This window comes from Bacillus sp. ILBB4 (assembly GCF_035064545.1).
In the GTDB taxonomy this organism is placed as follows: domain Bacteria; phylum Bacillota; class Bacilli; order Bacillales; family Bacillaceae_H; genus Priestia.
On record NZ_JAIQVD010000004.1, the window covers coordinates 1 to 14,663 of the forward strand.

Here is a 14,663-nt window from a genome sequence, read left to right on the forward strand (position 1 = left end):
GATCGGAACGATTAATCGTTCCGATCTCTTTTTTATTACGTAGTAACGATTCTATGACGAGCTTTAATCTTACTCACGGGAGGTTCGGAAGAAAATATATTTTTTTCACCGATTTTATCATATAGACCGGTTGACTTTAACATTTCTTTTGGCTGGTGCTGTAAGCCGGAAATAACGACTTGGCTATGCGAATCTTTCAAACGTTCGACCACCTTCGATAGTAAAGCTTCTCCAGATGTATCAATAAAGGATACTTGGCTCATTCGAAGCAATAAAACTTTCGGTTTCGCTTCAGCGATGTTATCAAAGGAATCTTCTAATACTTCAGCCGATCCAAAGAAAAGAGATCCTTGCATGGTATATTCCATCAATTCAGATTTGTGAGCGTTTTCAGATGTTTCCGCTAAAACCTTGGAAATCTTCAGTGATCCGCTCATTCGTTTCACGAACATGACAATAGCTAAAAGTAGACCCACACCTACACCTGTTGTTAAATCGATTGAAACTGTCAATAAAAACGTAGCTACAAGTACAAATGAATCAGCCGACTTGGTTTTTAAAATATGCGCAAATTCTTTACGCTCACTCATATTCCAAGCCACAAACATTAAAATAGGTGCCATACTTGCCAGCGGAATGTTTGATGCATAAGGAGCAAGCATCACAAGGACCAATAAAACAACTAAGCCGTGTATGACTCCTGATAATGGAGAAGCTGCTCCGTTTTTGATATTGGTAGCTGTTCTGGCAATGGCACCAGTTGCTGGAATTCCTCCAAATAGCGAGGTAGCGATATTAGCAATTCCTTGGCCCACAAGCTCTTTATTGCTATTATGCTTGGTTTTGGCCATATTATCAGCAACAACAGCCGATAGTAAAGATTCAATACCTCCAAGCATCGCAATTACGCAGGCAGCTGGAAATAGCATCACGATGTTATCCCATGTTAAATCTGGGAAGCTAAAAGATGGTAGTTTACTCGGAATGGCACCGTAAGTAGAGCCAATCGTTGCAACTTTTCCTGGGAACAGTGTAATGGCTACAAGTGTGGAGACAAGAAGACCTAGAAGGGCACCGGGAATTTTAGGTAAAAACTTTGGCGTTGTAATCACGAGAGCTAAACAAATAGCGGCTATGATGACGCTGTAAATGTTAATCGTTGCAATTTTTCGTAGGATTTCAATCATATTTAAATGAAATTCCTCATGTTTTGCAATTTCTTTTAATCCTAAAAAATTAGCGATCTGACCTGAGAAAATAATAATCGCAATTCCTGCTGTAAATCCAATCGTCACAGGGCGCGGAATAAACTTTATAAATTTCCCTAGCTTAAATATTCCGAGAAGCGTAATCATAATTCCAGCCATAAAGCCGGCAATAATGAGGTTCTCATAACCATATTGCATGACAACTCCAAGCAGCACCGGAACAAATGCACCTGTTGGACCTGCAATTTGAAATTTCGATCCGCCTAATATTGAAACCATAATCCCTGCGATAATGGTTGTATAAATCCCGTATTCAGGTCTTACACCAGAAGCGATGGCAAAGGCCATTGCTAAAGGAATAGCAACGACCCCAACAACCAAACCGGCGATAATGTCTTTTTGTAAATGCCGTGCTGAATAGCCTTGAAATCGGTTATCTTTTAGCATTCGATAAAATCCTCCTTCATGAGCTTACGGTTTCAGTTCGGTCTTGGGAATAGCCGTTTACAACAACGTCAAGCTTTCCTGTTGAAGGATGAATAACCATTCCAGAAACAAGCACGTCTTTTGGTAATAAAGGGTGATTTCGAATCATATCCACACTGTTTTCGACACTATCTTCTACACACTCAAACCCAGTCAGCCATGATTCTAAATCAATACCGGCATATTTTAGATTACGAATCTGTTCCATGCTAATCCCTCTTTGTTCAGCAGAGGCTAAAATAGCTTCAGCTTTCATGCCCGTCATTCCACATTCATGATGACCGATGACACATACTTCATCAGCTTGCAAAGCGTAGACGGCAACTAATATACTTCTCATAACGCTGCCAAAGGGATGGGAGATAACAGCTCCGGCATTTTTTACTATTTTTGCATCTCCATTTTTTAGCCCCATGGCTTTAGGAAGTAATTCTAACAAACGTGTATCCATACAAGTTAAGATCACTATTTTTTTGTTAGGAAATTTGGATGTTTGAAAAGCCTCAAATTGATTATTTGTTACAAATTTTTCATTAAACTTTAAAACTTCAGATAGACAAGTCATTGTTTTCCTCCTGCGTTATTTATTTTTAACTTATTTTTTAGTCTAAAGATAAGAGTTAAAAACGAACTAAATAAAATATTAAAATTTTCTTAAAATATTCGGAAAAAACTTATAAATAAATCAAATTTATATGCGTGAAATTATGTAAGCGTATTCTTTATTTGTTTTCACGAAAAATAGGAATTATATGTTAAAATGGTACAAAGTTGGAATTGTCTAAAAGAATGGTAGAGAGGAGGAAGGCAAAAGTGAAGGCTCTTATAGCAATAGGCATTATTTTCTGTTGTTTAGTAGGGTGCAGTTCTAATGCCCAAGTCACCAACGACAAAGAAATGGGGGAGAATATTCAGCAATCATTTGAAAAAAAAGGTGTGAGCTCAGTGGATGTATCGAAGTTAAGTGATTTTAAATGGGAAAAAGGATATTTATTAACAAACAAAAGCAAGAAAGCCGACGTAGAAAAACTTGTAAACGCACCGGTTAGTGAAGAGGTGATGAAAAAAATATCTGCTGCTAATCAAATGCTTGTGTTTGTACACGAAGGAGAAGTTGTCCGCTATGTAGAACTACCCCAAAATTTCATAGCGCATGATAAAAACCAACTTGAATTTTCATCTGCTCATTCTGAACTAAAATTTAATAAAAAAAGGGAGGGCAAGCCTATAAAAGCAGGAGAAAAAACGTTAAGTTCAGAAGATGCTTTAACTGTAGAATCAATTATGAAACAAATTCAATGGAAAAAAGCTGATTACAGCGTCGCTCTTGATCCAGATGTACAGCTTACTTATGAAGGCGTCGTATACAATGTACGATTCACCGCCGAGAGTGCGGAACTTACTTCTAAAAGAAGAGGAGTATACGGCAAAGTAACAGGAGAAACAGCACAGCAGCTATATGACATATTGATGTAACCTATTGATTTATCAATAGGTTTTTTTGTGCACATATTTTTTAAATTTACATAAAATGTCTTTATATTATTGACATTAACGTTAACGTTAATCTATAATAGTAATATAGAATTGACGTTAACGTTAATGTTAAAGGTAGGTGGAGGGGAAAGCATGTATCTAATCGATGACGTGACGAAAATGACCGGTTTGACCAAGCGGGCTCTTCGGTATTACGAAGAGATTGGACTCATTTTGCCCCCGCAGCGCACAAAAGGAAATGCACGGATTTATTCCGAAGAAGAGGTAAAAGAACTAAGAAAAGTAGCAGAAGCAAAAGAAGTTCTCGGTTTTTCTTTACAGGAGCTGCAGCAGTTTATGTCGCTCAAAAGAATGATTGAAGAAAGAAGTGAGCAGCAAGGATTATCAGCGAAAGAGATAACTAAAATAGAAAATTTACTGGAAAATCAAATCAAGATGATTGAATTTAAAGTGGTTAAAATGCAGGCATTTAAAACAGAATTAGAAGAAATGCGAGAATCTGCTATGAAAATACATGAAAAAACAAAAACAAAAGGAGAGATGAAAGAGTGGAAGGACAGCATTCAAATAACCGATTAGGTCAAATTATTACGGTAGTAGCTACTTTTTTAGCATTTATGGGAATCGGGGTAGTAGATCCGATTTTACCGGAGATTGCTAAGCAAATTGGAGCTTCTCATTGGCAAGTAGAAATGTTATTTACTTCCTATTTATTAATGATGGCCATTATGATGATTCCAGCAGGCATCTTAGCATCACGTGTAGGAGACAAGCGTTTGATGGTAACAGGACTTATCATTGTGACGATTTTTGCAGCCTTATGCGGGTTTTCTAACAATATTCCTCAGCTTTCCATTTTCCGAGCAGGATGGGGACTTGGTAATTCGTTTTTCTTTGCAACAGCTATGACGCTGCTTATTGCATTATCAGGTGAAGTAAAAAAAGCAGTAGGATTATATGAAGCTGCGATTGGTTTGGGAATGGCCGGAGGACCGCTTGTAGGAGGCGTGTTAGGAAATGCTTCTTGGAGATTGCCGTTTTTCGGTACAAGTGCTTTAATTTTTATCGCCTTTATTTTAGTATTAACGATTGTTAAACAGCCTACAAGCACTAAGCCTCGTAAAGCAGCGGGTTTTAAAGACATGGTTAAACTTTATAAATTAAAACCATTTACTCAAGGCGCTGTATCAGGCATGCTTTATTACTACGGATTTTTTACAGTGTTAGCTTATACGCCGCTTATTCTATCGATCGGAGCTCTTCAAATTGGCTTTGTTTTCTTTGGATGGGGATTATGTTTAGCTTATGGCTCAGCGGTTTTAGCACATCAGTTAGAAAAAAGATATCAGCCAAAACAAGTGTTACATGTTAGCTTAATTGTTTTTTCACTTATTTTAATTTGTTTATTTGCTTTTGATGCAACATGGTTGCGCATTGTTTTAATCATGGCAGCGGGTCTTGTATCAGGACTTAATAATGCATTATTTACGAGTCATGTAATGGAAGTATCTCCTTATGAACGAGGACTTACATCTGGAGGATATAATTTCTTAAGATGGTTAGGTGCAGCGTTTGCTCCTTTATTATCAGGAGTTATCGGCAATGCCGTAGCGCCTCAAGCTCCTTTTCTCGTAGCAGCGATTCTTGGGTTGCTAGCTTTTGTTATTATGGTTATAAAAGTAAAAACAACTTCTCAAACGAATGAAGCTGTATCTAAATAAACGTTGAAATAAAAGGCTTTTTCTTGTAAAAAGCCTTTTATTTTGTTTTATGTTATAATAGTAAAAACGTTTTTAATTATAAAAATGAAACTTTATACCAACTTGTACGTATACTTTATATGTGCATAAATCTTTTTAGGAGCGTGATGCCCATGGCCACCTGTCAAAATTGTAATCATAAATGGAACTGGAGGACAACCTTTAAACAACTGTTAACATTTAGAAACGTTTTAGAATGCCCACACTGTGACAAACAACAGTATATCTCTGCAAAATCCCAAAAGCGATTATCAATCTACTCATTTGCACCCCTTATTATTTGGCTTATTCTCTCACTATTTGACTTTTCCTTTCCATCCATTGTTGTCGCGGAGCTTATTTTCTTCATAGCAGCGGTTATTATGATGCCACTTTCTTATGAAGTAAGCAGCGAAGAAGAACCCTTGTGGTAATAAAAAAACCTTCCGTTAAAACGGAAGGTTTTTTTATGCGGCTTTACCGTCTAGCTGTTGTCCGTGATGGCGCTGATAATACACCCACCCAGCATTCAATAGTAGAAGAACACTGGTTGTTAAGAATACGTAAGGAATTCCTTTAGCTCCGGCAATTTGTCCGCCAATGACTGGACCGGCCAAATTCCCAAAGTATTGCGCTGTTTGATTATAGCCAAACATTTTACCTGTAATAGAGTCCGGCACAATTTTCTTCAAATAAGAATTAATAGAAGGTAATAATCCTCCCATTGCGAAACCGAGTAAAAAACGAAGTAAGAATAGCTGCCAAGTACTATGCACAAAGGCCTGCAAACCGCAAATAATCGCTACGATAAGCAAGCATATTTGAAGCACATTTTGAGGACCCACGCGATCGCTGACTTTGCCAAGTTTTGATGCAGCTAAAATATTTGAAATTCCTGTTGCCGCCACGACAAAGCCTGAAATAAGGGCAAGATGATCGGTATGAGTAGACAGTTGTTTTACATACAGTGTAACGATTGGCTGAATAGCCATAACCGCAAGCTGCAGCAAAAAAGTTGTAACAAATACACCAATCACGGCCTTTGAATTTTTAAGAGACAGTAACCCAATATTAGATTCTTTCGTCGTTTTCGCCGTCTCTTTTTTGTCTTCTTGAATTAAATTTACAATTAAAAAAGACAAAAACATAAATGCACCCGTCACGAAAAAGACGTGGCGTAGCCCGATTGTATCTCCTAAGTATCCGCCTACTAGCGGTCCTAATAAAGATCCTGATACAGCCCCTGTAGACAACGTACCTAATGCTTTACCGCTGTGCTCTTTAGGTGTTTGAGTCGCTACTAACGTAATGGCTGCAGAGATGAAGCCGGAAACGGCCCCCATTAAAAAGCGCAGTCCGACAAGCTGATAGACATTTTGCACAAAACCAATAGAAGTCATAACAATTGCCATACCCAAGCTTGCGCGAAGGAGCATAAGCTTTCGCCCATATTTATCGGCCAAACTCCCCCATAAAGGAGAAACGATAGCCGCCATTAAAAAGGTAGATCCAAATGCAATACCAGCCCATCTGCTGATGGAGCTTGTATCGTGAACTCCCAGCTTTTCAATATAAAGCGGTAAAAACGGAATAACTAAACTCATCCCGGCTGTGGTGCAAAAAGAACCGAACCAGCAAATGTACAAGTTTCGTTTCCATAATTCCATTCTATTTCCTTCTTTCGTTGTGCCGCATAGCGTGAAAACAACAAAAGAGCGAAACCATACGGCCTGCTCTTTTAGCATACATGCAGCATCTTTTTATCAGTTTAAATTATACCATATATCAGAAATATTTAAAAATAAAATGATTCACTTAGTGAACTATTAACGTGAAATGAAAACAGAAAGATGTGCTGTGTGTACGCTCGGCTTAGAACATAAAGTGACCCTTGGTTCACTTATTACCTTATGCTGTGACAGTGGGGATTATGTAAAGAACTTACGCATCACTGAAAAATGCGTCAGATAATCTGTCCAAAATATACGTTATATCCGCAAATGTTGTCTATTTATCAAATAATGTGTAAAACAACCTGGTTAAAAGAGTGAATTTTCTGTTTTTTAACTCTATATTAAAACTATGTTCTCATTATTCATAATGTGCAAAGTGTTTTAAGGGGGAATTCATATTGGAACAAATGATTAGTACAATAAGTGAAATGATTTGGAGTACGCCGATGCTTTATCTATGTATAGGAGTGGGGCTTTTATTTACTATTCTCACTAGATTTGTACAAGTTCGATATTTGAAAGATATGAGCACCCAAGCGCCAGATGGTTCGTTCATTGTGGATCATTTAAAAGGAGTTGAAGCCGGGCCTCAATATAAGCAGCAAGCAGTTGAGACGGTGCTTTCTGGATTCGGATCAGGGTTTGTAGCTGTTTCTCTCGTGTTTTTCGCCTTTACTACGATTATGTCACAGTATTATATTGCGGAAACGAACTTAGCTTACGTAATGAAAGGCAAACAAAATAAAATAGTATCCATGTTCCTAAAGGCAGCTCTTTAGCCACTACTTTAGACGGATCTATCCGAACGGCTGAAGCTGCATGGGCATTAGCAGACATCGGAGTTGGAATAATGGTTTGGCTCAATTTAATTGCAATTTTGATTTATGAAGAAGCTCTTTTGACCGCTTGAAGATGGTAATGATTCGTTCTTTTCCGGTATAATGTGGCGTGAAGCGTCCTCAATTTATTTTCGTTTGAGCATTTATTTATAATAGAAGACATATAAAAGGACGGTGGTATGTAAATGACTAAAAAAGAAAATGAATCCATTTATATTCAACAGCATTTAGCAAATGAACGAACGTATTTAGCGTGGATTCGAACGTCTATTGCCACACTCGGCATTGGCTTTGTTGCAGGCGGCCTACATTTCAATTCTGGAAAAAAATTAAGTGAAGCAGCCGATACCCTTATTATTGCTGTTATTATCTTTTCTTTAGCTGCAAGTGCAGGTTTGCTTCTCTTCTCAACCTATCATTATTTTTCAACCCGCAAAAAAATTAACAGCCAAACGTATCAATCTTCTCACGCTTTGGTTATTTTTGTTTTAATGATTATGCTGATGCTGATCGGCGCTCTTATGTTTTACTTTTTTAACATAGCGTAAAAAAGTTTAAGATATAAGAAAGAAGGGAAAGCAGTCCCAGAGAATTTACGGTTTTATGAAAGAAAAAGAAGATCTATTGATATGGTGGTAATGGCAGATGTAATTATAATAATATCTTCTTTATGAACCGACTGTATAATTTTACAGGTTAAATTCTTTGTTAACCGCGGATAATGGAAAAGGAAAGCTTTATAAGCCGAAACTTATCCAATACATGTTGAACATAAAAATTGAATATGAATTTCACTACAGAGTGAAGCGAAAGTAAAGGAGAACGCTGTTATGATTCAAACATCTAAGACCGTTGCCGCTCGTTTTTTTACGGAGCGTTTCTTTGATCAGGCTGCTCAAACAGCCTACTATTTTTTGTTATCTTTTGTACCGTTTATTATCTTTCTTTTTTCTCTGCTGAGTTTCTTTCCAATTGATACAAACAATTTGCTGATATTTATTGAACCATTTACGCCTAAAAGCGCCTACGACGTAATTGAAAAGTCAATTGAAACAGTTAACAATAGCGGGAAAAAAGTTTTATCTTTTAGTTTATTGGCGACTTTTTGGCTCGCATCTATGGCTATACAATCTTTGGTTCGCTCGTTAAATGATGCGTATCATATTCAAAGAAAACAAACGTTTTTGCGCGGTTTAATCAATGATTTAATTTTAACTTTTGGTTTTATGGTTGTGGTAGCCATTTCATTATTTGTACCAATTATTGAAGAGGTCATTCGACATTTGGTACTAACAAAAGTCCATGTTCCTGACATATGGTTTCAAAGCTGGACGACAATTAGATGGGGAATTGGGACATTATTTTTATTAGGCTTTTTTATTCTTTTTTACAAACTGATGCCAAGCGCAAGAGTAACGTGGAAAGATGTACTTCCAGGAGCTGTTTTCTCCACGCTAGGATGGCAAGTTGTATCTACCGGATTTGGATACTATGTCCAGTTTGGAAGCTACTCGCAAATCTATGGTCAGCTTGGAAGTATTATTATTTTAATGGTCTGGTTTTATTTAACGGCCGCTATTTTATTAATTGGCGGTTTAATAAACGGTAATAAGTTCATCAAAGCTCACAAGACAACGTATAGAGACGCGGAAAATGACTAGGGAAACCTAGTCGTTTTTTTATATTCAGTTTTACAGTTAGAAAGTTTATCAAAAAAATATTGCGGGTAACTGTTGAATATCTCGTTGCCTTCCCTTTACCCACAACAAAAAAGCAGTAGGAGTTCACGTTGAGATGAGGTGGAAAATTGAATAATTTTAATCGGTTTTTAATCGCAATTATTGGAATTGCAGGACTGATTTGTTCCGGTATGTTAGCACTGATGGTTTATAGGGTTCCTCACCTTTCAAACTGGTTAGAAAAGTGGCAGCATCAGGAGTGGTTTTACTACACAATTTTATCAATAAGCGCATTTTTAACAGTTATTTTTATTATTTTTCTTTTAACAGGCATATTTAGCAGACCGCCTAAAAAGAATTTAGCAATTGTAACTGGTGAAGGCAAAATAACAATTTCTAAAGCAACGATCGAATCTACAGCTTTACGAGCAATTAGAAGCTTTCAGGGAGATGTTAGTTATGGCAGTTAATGAAACAAATACAGCAGTAAAATCTCAGGAAAATACACATCAAAATACATTAACATTTGAAGATCAAGTTATTAAAAAAATTGCTGGAATTGCAGCTAATGAAATTAAAGGGATTTTATCAATGAGCGGCGGATTTATGAGCGGGTTAACAGATCGCTTCCGCAGCACTGAAGATATCACAAAAGGGATTAACGCTGAAGTAGGAGAAAAGCAAGTTGCCCTTGATTTAAAAGTAATTGTCGAATACGGAAAAAATGTTCCAGCCATTTTCTCTGAAACTGTTAATAACTTAAAAAAATCAGTTCACGAGATGACGGGATTAGAGGTAGTAGAAGTAAATATGCATGTAGAGGACGTAATGACTCGCTCTGAATTTGAAGCGAAAACGGATCGAGACAAAGAGCAGGAGTCAAAGCGTGATCTTGAATAAAATATAAAAGGTAAACACTTCCATTCATCATATATTCTTTGTATGATGAATGAGAAGTGTTTTTTTTATGGGAGGGAGAATTCTATGATTTTGGTTAGTTCCTGCTTAGCAGGTCAAGGGTGCAAATATAATGGAAGCAGTGCCTTAGTTAAGGAAATTGAAGCGCTCGTTGAAAATAAAGAAGCGGTGATGATGTGTCCGGAACTGTTAGGTGGATTTCACACACCTAGAGAACCGGCAGAAATTATAAAAGGAACGGGAATAGACGTAATAAACGGAAATGCGCGAGTTATTGAACGATCGGGAAAAGACGTCACAGACATGTACATAGACGGGGCCTATAAGGCACTGAGCATCGCAAAAGAAATAAAAGCTACTGTTATTGTACTAAAAGAAAACAGCCCTTCATGTGGAAGTGAACATATATATAACGGAGCATTTTCAAATGTTAAAATAGCCGGTGAAGGGGTAACGACTGCGTTGCTAAGCAAGCATGGTTTTATCGTTATGTCCGAATCTCAATTTGCAGCTGAAATGCATGGAGACCAATCATAATCAAAAAAAGCGTACACCATGTGTGTACGCTTTTTTATAAAATTTTATTTACTGTGAAGCGTATCTGCTGTGCTTTCTGTTCGTGTTACCGCATAAAGAGAGCAGAAAAGACCAAGCAAAACAAAAATAGACCCGACCCAGCCGTTATAAATAACAGAGTATTGATTAACGACAATTCCTCCAACATAGGAGCCGATCGCAATTCCTACGTGTGAAATCGCTGCATTAGTGCTGATTAAAATGTCCGACGTTTCGCGTGCACTATGAATAATTAAATTGCTTTGAGCTGGTGAGACCGCCCAGCTGAGCGCACTCCAAATGATCATAAGAAGCAAGAACACAACAAATGGTAAATGAACGCCAAAAGGCATAGCAATCATGCTAACAAAAAAGAGAGCAATCATGGTGATAACAGAAGAAGAAGGGTTCCATCTATCAGAAACAGCTCCTCCAAGTCCTCCTCCTGCCACGGCAGCAAGACCGAAAATACCATAAATAATGGTCACCATCGTTGTATTTAATCCTAGCGTTTCTTGTAAAAATGGTGTGAAGTACGCATAAAGCGTTAAATGACCCGCAAGTACAAACAATGTTGCTAGGTGAATAGCGAGCATTTTTTTATTCCGTAAAGCTTTTACCTGAGTTTTTAACGGTACAATTGGAGCAGGAGCTAGACGCTCCATTGTAAACCAAACGGTAATCATAATAATGGCAGTCAAAATTGCAATCATAGCAAATACTTGACGCCAGCCAAGCGCATTTCCAATCAAAATACCAAGAGGAATACCTAAAACAAGTGAGCCGCTGATTCCCATAAATACGATGCCAATTGCTCTGCCTTGGTATTCAGGTTTTACCATTCTAGAAGCCATTGTGGTAGATAATACAATGATAAAAGAACCGCTCGCAGCAGCAAGAATACGTCCAATTAGTAGCATATAATAGCCCGAACTGTAGGCTGAAAATACATTGCTCAATAAGAAAATAAATAATGTCCATATATAAACTTTTTTACGCTCTATCTTAGCCGTCACATTTAGTAAAATCGGCGCAGACAAGGCATAAACAAACGAATAAATAGAGATTAAATAACCTGCTTTTGCTAATGATACATGAAATGCATCGGCAATTAAGTCTAAGATGCCTCCTAGAATTAATTCGACCGTTCCAACAACAAAGGAAGCAATCGCAAGTATGTAAACTTTTTTATTCATCAAAAAACCCCCTCTTTGAAAAGTTACAACTAGAATAGTAACCTTTTTTAAAAGAGATTTCAATAGGTAATATTAAAAAGGTTACTAATGAATTAGTAACCTTTTTAATATCGCAGTCGAGTAAGCAGCTCCATGATCTCAGGATCTTGAAGAAGCTGCTCTTGATATTTCTTTGTAATATGGGTAAGTGCGACGTCATGATAAAAGAAATCAGCAAAAACTTTTACAAGCGGCTGCGACATGGTTTTTATTGCTTTCCATGTCTCATGTTCAATGCCGGCAAATAAAAGGTAAGCGTCGTCAACAATAATCAACTGCGACGGTTCAAGGTTTTTATGATCATCTATTGGATTTAATGTATGTAAATGTTTGAGGGAAGTCTGCAAGTTTCCTATGGTTAAGACCTCGACGTTTACGCCTTGTTTCTCTTTTTCTTCTAGCAATGAGCGGTAATGTGCTAACTCATCATTCCACGCGGATAAAATAATAGAAGATTCCGCTTCATGAATCAACTGTTCAATGTGAGCAGAAATAGAGGATTTATCTTTTAAACTCCAAACATGATCATCTGTAAACGTTTTTTTAATTTTATATGTTTTTAATTCATTAATGTCATTTTCAAAATCAGCAGTAAGTTTTTGAATGACGGTTTGAAGGGCTACCGCTGAGTAAAGTTTCTTTTTCCCGGACAATGTATTTACTACAATACCTTTATCAATTAAACGATTAAGCACTTCATAAATTTTTGCTTTTGGAACATGCGAATACGTAACAATTGAACTAGCATCCAACGGGCCATCATTCGCAAGCAGCGCTTCATATACTTGACTTTCATACTGAGAAAAACCAAATTTTTGCAGCATAATTTTCTATTCATCATCCTTTCTTTTTTTAAGTATATCACGGTTCGTAAAAGTATTACTAATTGTATCAGATATAATAATCTTATTAAAATATGTTCTAAATAACCATTAAAAATAAGATAAGCTATTAAAGGATCTTTATTACAGTAGAAATATTTTTAACCATATACTTTCTATACTAAAACATTCAACATTGGGTAAAGAAAAGAAAGAGGTGAAAAAAATGAAGGAAAATGAAAAACTACTGTTGAAAAAAATGAACATAAAACAGCAAAGAGAAGTGGCTGCTCAGCTTGAAGACGTACTGGATTCCTTACTGTCCCTTGAAGAAAAATTATGCTCAGCACCTGATAATAGCGAGTGGCTTTCTTTACAAGCTCAGCTTGAAAAAAGAGAACATGAGCTGAAATTCAAGCATAAAATGCTGTGCGAAGAATGGACAGCACTATAAAAGACAGGCATTTTGTCTGTCTTTTATTGCATCTAAATTTTCATCACTCGAATAGGGCTAACCATCAAAATAGCTAAAATAATCATAAGGTAAGGGTTTACGTAATAAAACATACCAAGCAGTGCGATAATTAGAGCTGGAAAAGGAATAGGAAGCCCTATAAAATAACCTATGGTTGGATTTGCACTAAATTTAGCTAATCTTAATGCGCCCATGCTTGGATAAATCATAAAAGCGAGTACGGTTAGCCAAGAGTGGGGAGAAAGAGTATGAAATAGCATTGCAGGCGCTACGCCAAAGCTTATAATATCAGCCAAAGAATCTAGCTCTACACCAAACTCACTGTTAACTTTCAGCTTTCTCGCAATTTTGCCGTCAAATAAATCGAAAAAAGCGGCTAGAAAAATAAAAAGAGCAGCTAAGCGTTCGTAGCTATTCATATTAAAAGCTATGGAAAATACGCCGCTTAGCAAATTTCCAATCGTAAAGAGGTTCGGAACCCATTTTAACAGTCGAAGAATCAATGTCATACACCCGCCTTTCACCGTGTGTACGATTAGTGTAACTGTTAAATCGTATTATTATGTGAGATGTCAGATAAAAAGAAGGTAGTATTGAAACCTGGCTGTTGTTCCTGTGATATATATATCGTATAATACGACAATAACTAAAAATACGATATAAAGGAGCAGGATCATGAAAGTAGAGGAGTTAAACAGCTATTGGACGTCTATTTATTATCATTTGCACTATACGCATCAAGAGAAAATTACACACCAAACAATACGTCTTTTACAGCATATAGATAAATCATCTTCGGTTGGAATAAAAGAAATTGCGGATTATTTACACGTTTCACATAATACGGCATCTGAACACGTAAAGAGAAATATTGATAAAGGGTATATATATAAAAATAGAGGTATACATGATGAAAGAAAAGTAATTCTGCATTTAACAGAAGCAGGAAAAGACCTATTAAAACGGAATTCAAGCTTGGATGAAGAAAAAGTATCAGCTATTTTACGCGAAATGACAGCATCTGAAAAACAGCTGATTCAACAGGCTTTTCAGTTATTGAGTGAGCGTGCAAAACATGTATAGTATCATCAAAATTTTAATGTCGGCTCTTATTATTGCAGGGGTAACAGAAATGGCCAAAAGATTTCCGACATACGGTGGAATTGTGGCTGCCCTTCCAATTGTGAGCTTACTAAGTATTATATGGTTATCAGTGCAAGGAGAAAAAAAGGAAGTGGTCAGTCAGTTTACACTAGGCGTTCTTTATGGACTGCCAGGCACTATTTTACTACTTGCTGTCGTCTATATTTGCTTAAAAAACTCTCTTCATTTGTTTATGAGTTTATCCATAGGAGTAGTGTGTTGGGGTCTGTTTTTGGGGCTTCAAAAGATTTTGTTTAAAATAATTACTACATAAACTGTTGGAATTTAATTCAATTTTCTGTAAAATAAAAGTCTAAGTAAAAGATAGGAGCTGA

The 14,663-nt window shown here is 36.8% G+C and carries 20 protein-coding genes; 14 read left to right on the top strand and 6 right to left on the bottom strand.

Annotation, left to right across the window (positions count from 1 at the left end; all coding sequences use genetic code 11):
- Positions 1 to 35: 35 nt before the first annotated feature.
- Both LAV82_RS16980 and LAV82_RS16985 read right to left on the bottom strand, forming a co-directional pair.
- Positions 36 to 1,655: a SulP family inorganic anion transporter gene (locus LAV82_RS16980; protein WP_499716541.1), complete on the bottom strand. Its 1,620-nt coding sequence runs from the start codon at positions 1,653 to 1,655 to the stop codon at positions 36 to 38.
- A 16-nt stretch (positions 1,656 to 1,671) separates the two neighbouring features.
- Complete coding sequence (locus LAV82_RS16985; RefSeq protein WP_029322103.1) at positions 1,672 to 2,259, bottom strand: beta-class carbonic anhydrase; 588 nt, start codon at positions 2,257 to 2,259, stop codon at positions 1,672 to 1,674.
- Positions 2,260 to 2,507: 248 nt separating this feature from the next.
- Here LAV82_RS16985 and LAV82_RS16990 point away from each other — a divergent pair, with 248 nt between their 5' ends.
- From LAV82_RS16990 to LAV82_RS17005, 4 genes are all read left to right on the top strand, one after another.
- A complete protein-coding gene (locus tag LAV82_RS16990; RefSeq protein WP_499716542.1) occupies positions 2,508 to 3,170 on the top strand; it encodes a hypothetical protein in 663 nt (220 codons plus the stop codon).
- A gap of 153 nt (positions 3,171 to 3,323) precedes the next feature.
- Positions 3,324 to 3,770, top strand: a complete 447-nt coding sequence (locus LAV82_RS16995; RefSeq protein ID WP_013057292.1) for a MerR family transcriptional regulator — start codon at positions 3,324 to 3,326, stop codon at positions 3,768 to 3,770.
- A complete protein-coding gene (locus tag LAV82_RS17000; RefSeq protein ID WP_013057291.1) occupies positions 3,740 to 4,912 on the top strand; it encodes an MFS transporter in 1,173 nt (390 codons plus the stop codon). Before LAV82_RS16995 ends, LAV82_RS17000 begins: the two co-directional genes overlap by 31 nt.
- 152 nt (positions 4,913 to 5,064) lie before the next feature.
- A complete protein-coding gene (locus LAV82_RS17005; protein ID WP_028413131.1) occupies positions 5,065 to 5,364 on the top strand; it encodes a TIGR04104 family putative zinc finger protein in 300 nt (99 codons plus the stop codon).
- Between the two features lie 33 nt (positions 5,365 to 5,397).
- Here LAV82_RS17005 and LAV82_RS17010 read toward each other — a convergent pair whose 3' ends face one another.
- A complete protein-coding gene (locus LAV82_RS17010) occupies positions 5,398 to 6,597 on the bottom strand; it encodes a multidrug efflux MFS transporter (protein ID WP_029322080.1) in 1,200 nt (399 codons plus the stop codon).
- 473 nt (positions 6,598 to 7,070) lie between these two features.
- On the opposite strand from LAV82_RS17010, the gene LAV82_RS17015 reads away from it, so the two are divergent.
- From LAV82_RS17015 to LAV82_RS17045, 7 genes are all read left to right on the top strand, one after another.
- A complete protein-coding gene (locus tag LAV82_RS17015; protein WP_499716835.1) occupies positions 7,071 to 7,442 on the top strand; it encodes an alanine:cation symporter family protein in 372 nt (123 codons plus the stop codon).
- 20 nt (positions 7,443 to 7,462) lie between these two features.
- Positions 7,463 to 7,573: a hypothetical protein gene (locus LAV82_RS17020; protein WP_499716836.1), complete on the top strand. Its 111-nt coding sequence runs from the start codon at positions 7,463 to 7,465 to the stop codon at positions 7,571 to 7,573.
- A 114-nt stretch (positions 7,574 to 7,687) separates the two neighbouring features.
- Positions 7,688 to 8,050: a YidH family protein gene (locus LAV82_RS17025; protein ID WP_013057288.1), complete on the top strand. Its 363-nt coding sequence runs from the start codon at positions 7,688 to 7,690 to the stop codon at positions 8,048 to 8,050.
- Positions 8,051 to 8,332: 282 nt separating this feature from the next.
- Positions 8,333 to 9,163 carry a YihY/virulence factor BrkB family protein gene (locus LAV82_RS17030; protein ID WP_078081880.1) on the top strand — a complete coding sequence of 277 codons (831 nt, stop codon included), beginning with the start codon at positions 8,333 to 8,335 and terminating at the stop codon, positions 9,161 to 9,163.
- A 146-nt stretch (positions 9,164 to 9,309) separates the two neighbouring features.
- The gene (amaP, locus tag LAV82_RS17035; RefSeq protein WP_244856757.1) at positions 9,310 to 9,651 is read left to right on the top strand and encodes an alkaline shock response membrane anchor protein AmaP; all 342 of its coding nucleotides are present in this window, start codon (positions 9,310 to 9,312) and stop codon (positions 9,649 to 9,651) included.
- On the top strand, positions 9,641 to 10,081 hold the full coding sequence (locus LAV82_RS17040; protein WP_499716543.1) for an Asp23/Gls24 family envelope stress response protein: 441 nt from the start codon (positions 9,641 to 9,643) through the stop codon (positions 10,079 to 10,081). The genes amaP and LAV82_RS17040 overlap by 11 nt, the downstream gene beginning before the upstream one ends.
- An 84-nt stretch (positions 10,082 to 10,165) precedes the next feature.
- On the top strand, positions 10,166 to 10,636 hold the full coding sequence (locus LAV82_RS17045; protein ID WP_499716544.1) for a 2-thiouracil desulfurase family protein: 471 nt from the start codon (positions 10,166 to 10,168) through the stop codon (positions 10,634 to 10,636).
- Between the two features lie 44 nt (positions 10,637 to 10,680).
- Here the strand turns inward: LAV82_RS17045 and LAV82_RS17050 are convergent, their stop codons facing one another.
- Complete coding sequence (locus LAV82_RS17050) at positions 10,681 to 11,850, bottom strand: MFS transporter (protein ID WP_499716545.1); 1,170 nt, start codon at positions 11,848 to 11,850, stop codon at positions 10,681 to 10,683.
- A gap of 104 nt (positions 11,851 to 11,954) precedes the next feature.
- Positions 11,955 to 12,713, bottom strand: coding sequence for a TrmB family transcriptional regulator (locus LAV82_RS17055; protein WP_499716546.1), 759 nt, complete (start codon positions 12,711 to 12,713; stop codon positions 11,955 to 11,957).
- Positions 12,714 to 12,936: 223 nt separating this feature from the next.
- Between LAV82_RS17055 and LAV82_RS17060 the strand changes: the two genes are divergently transcribed.
- A complete protein-coding gene (locus tag LAV82_RS17060; protein ID WP_499716547.1) occupies positions 12,937 to 13,164 on the top strand; it encodes a hypothetical protein in 228 nt (75 codons plus the stop codon).
- Between the two features lie 32 nt (positions 13,165 to 13,196).
- On the opposite strand, the gene pssA is transcribed toward LAV82_RS17060, so the two are convergent.
- Positions 13,197 to 13,688 carry a CDP-diacylglycerol--serine O-phosphatidyltransferase gene (gene pssA / locus LAV82_RS17065; protein WP_170959531.1) on the bottom strand — a complete coding sequence of 164 codons (492 nt, stop codon included), beginning with the start codon at positions 13,686 to 13,688 and terminating at the stop codon, positions 13,197 to 13,199.
- A 172-nt stretch (positions 13,689 to 13,860) separates the two neighbouring features.
- Here pssA and LAV82_RS17070 point away from each other — a divergent pair, with 172 nt between their 5' ends.
- Together LAV82_RS17070 and LAV82_RS17075 are read left to right on the top strand one after the other, a co-directional pair.
- On the top strand, positions 13,861 to 14,268 hold the full coding sequence (locus tag LAV82_RS17070; RefSeq protein WP_499716548.1) for a MarR family winged helix-turn-helix transcriptional regulator: 408 nt from the start codon (positions 13,861 to 13,863) through the stop codon (positions 14,266 to 14,268).
- Positions 14,261 to 14,602, top strand: coding sequence for a DUF3147 family protein (locus LAV82_RS17075; RefSeq protein WP_192993520.1), 342 nt, complete (start codon positions 14,261 to 14,263; stop codon positions 14,600 to 14,602). Before LAV82_RS17070 ends, LAV82_RS17075 begins: the two co-directional genes overlap by 8 nt.
- Positions 14,603 to 14,663: the final 61 nt, after the last annotated feature.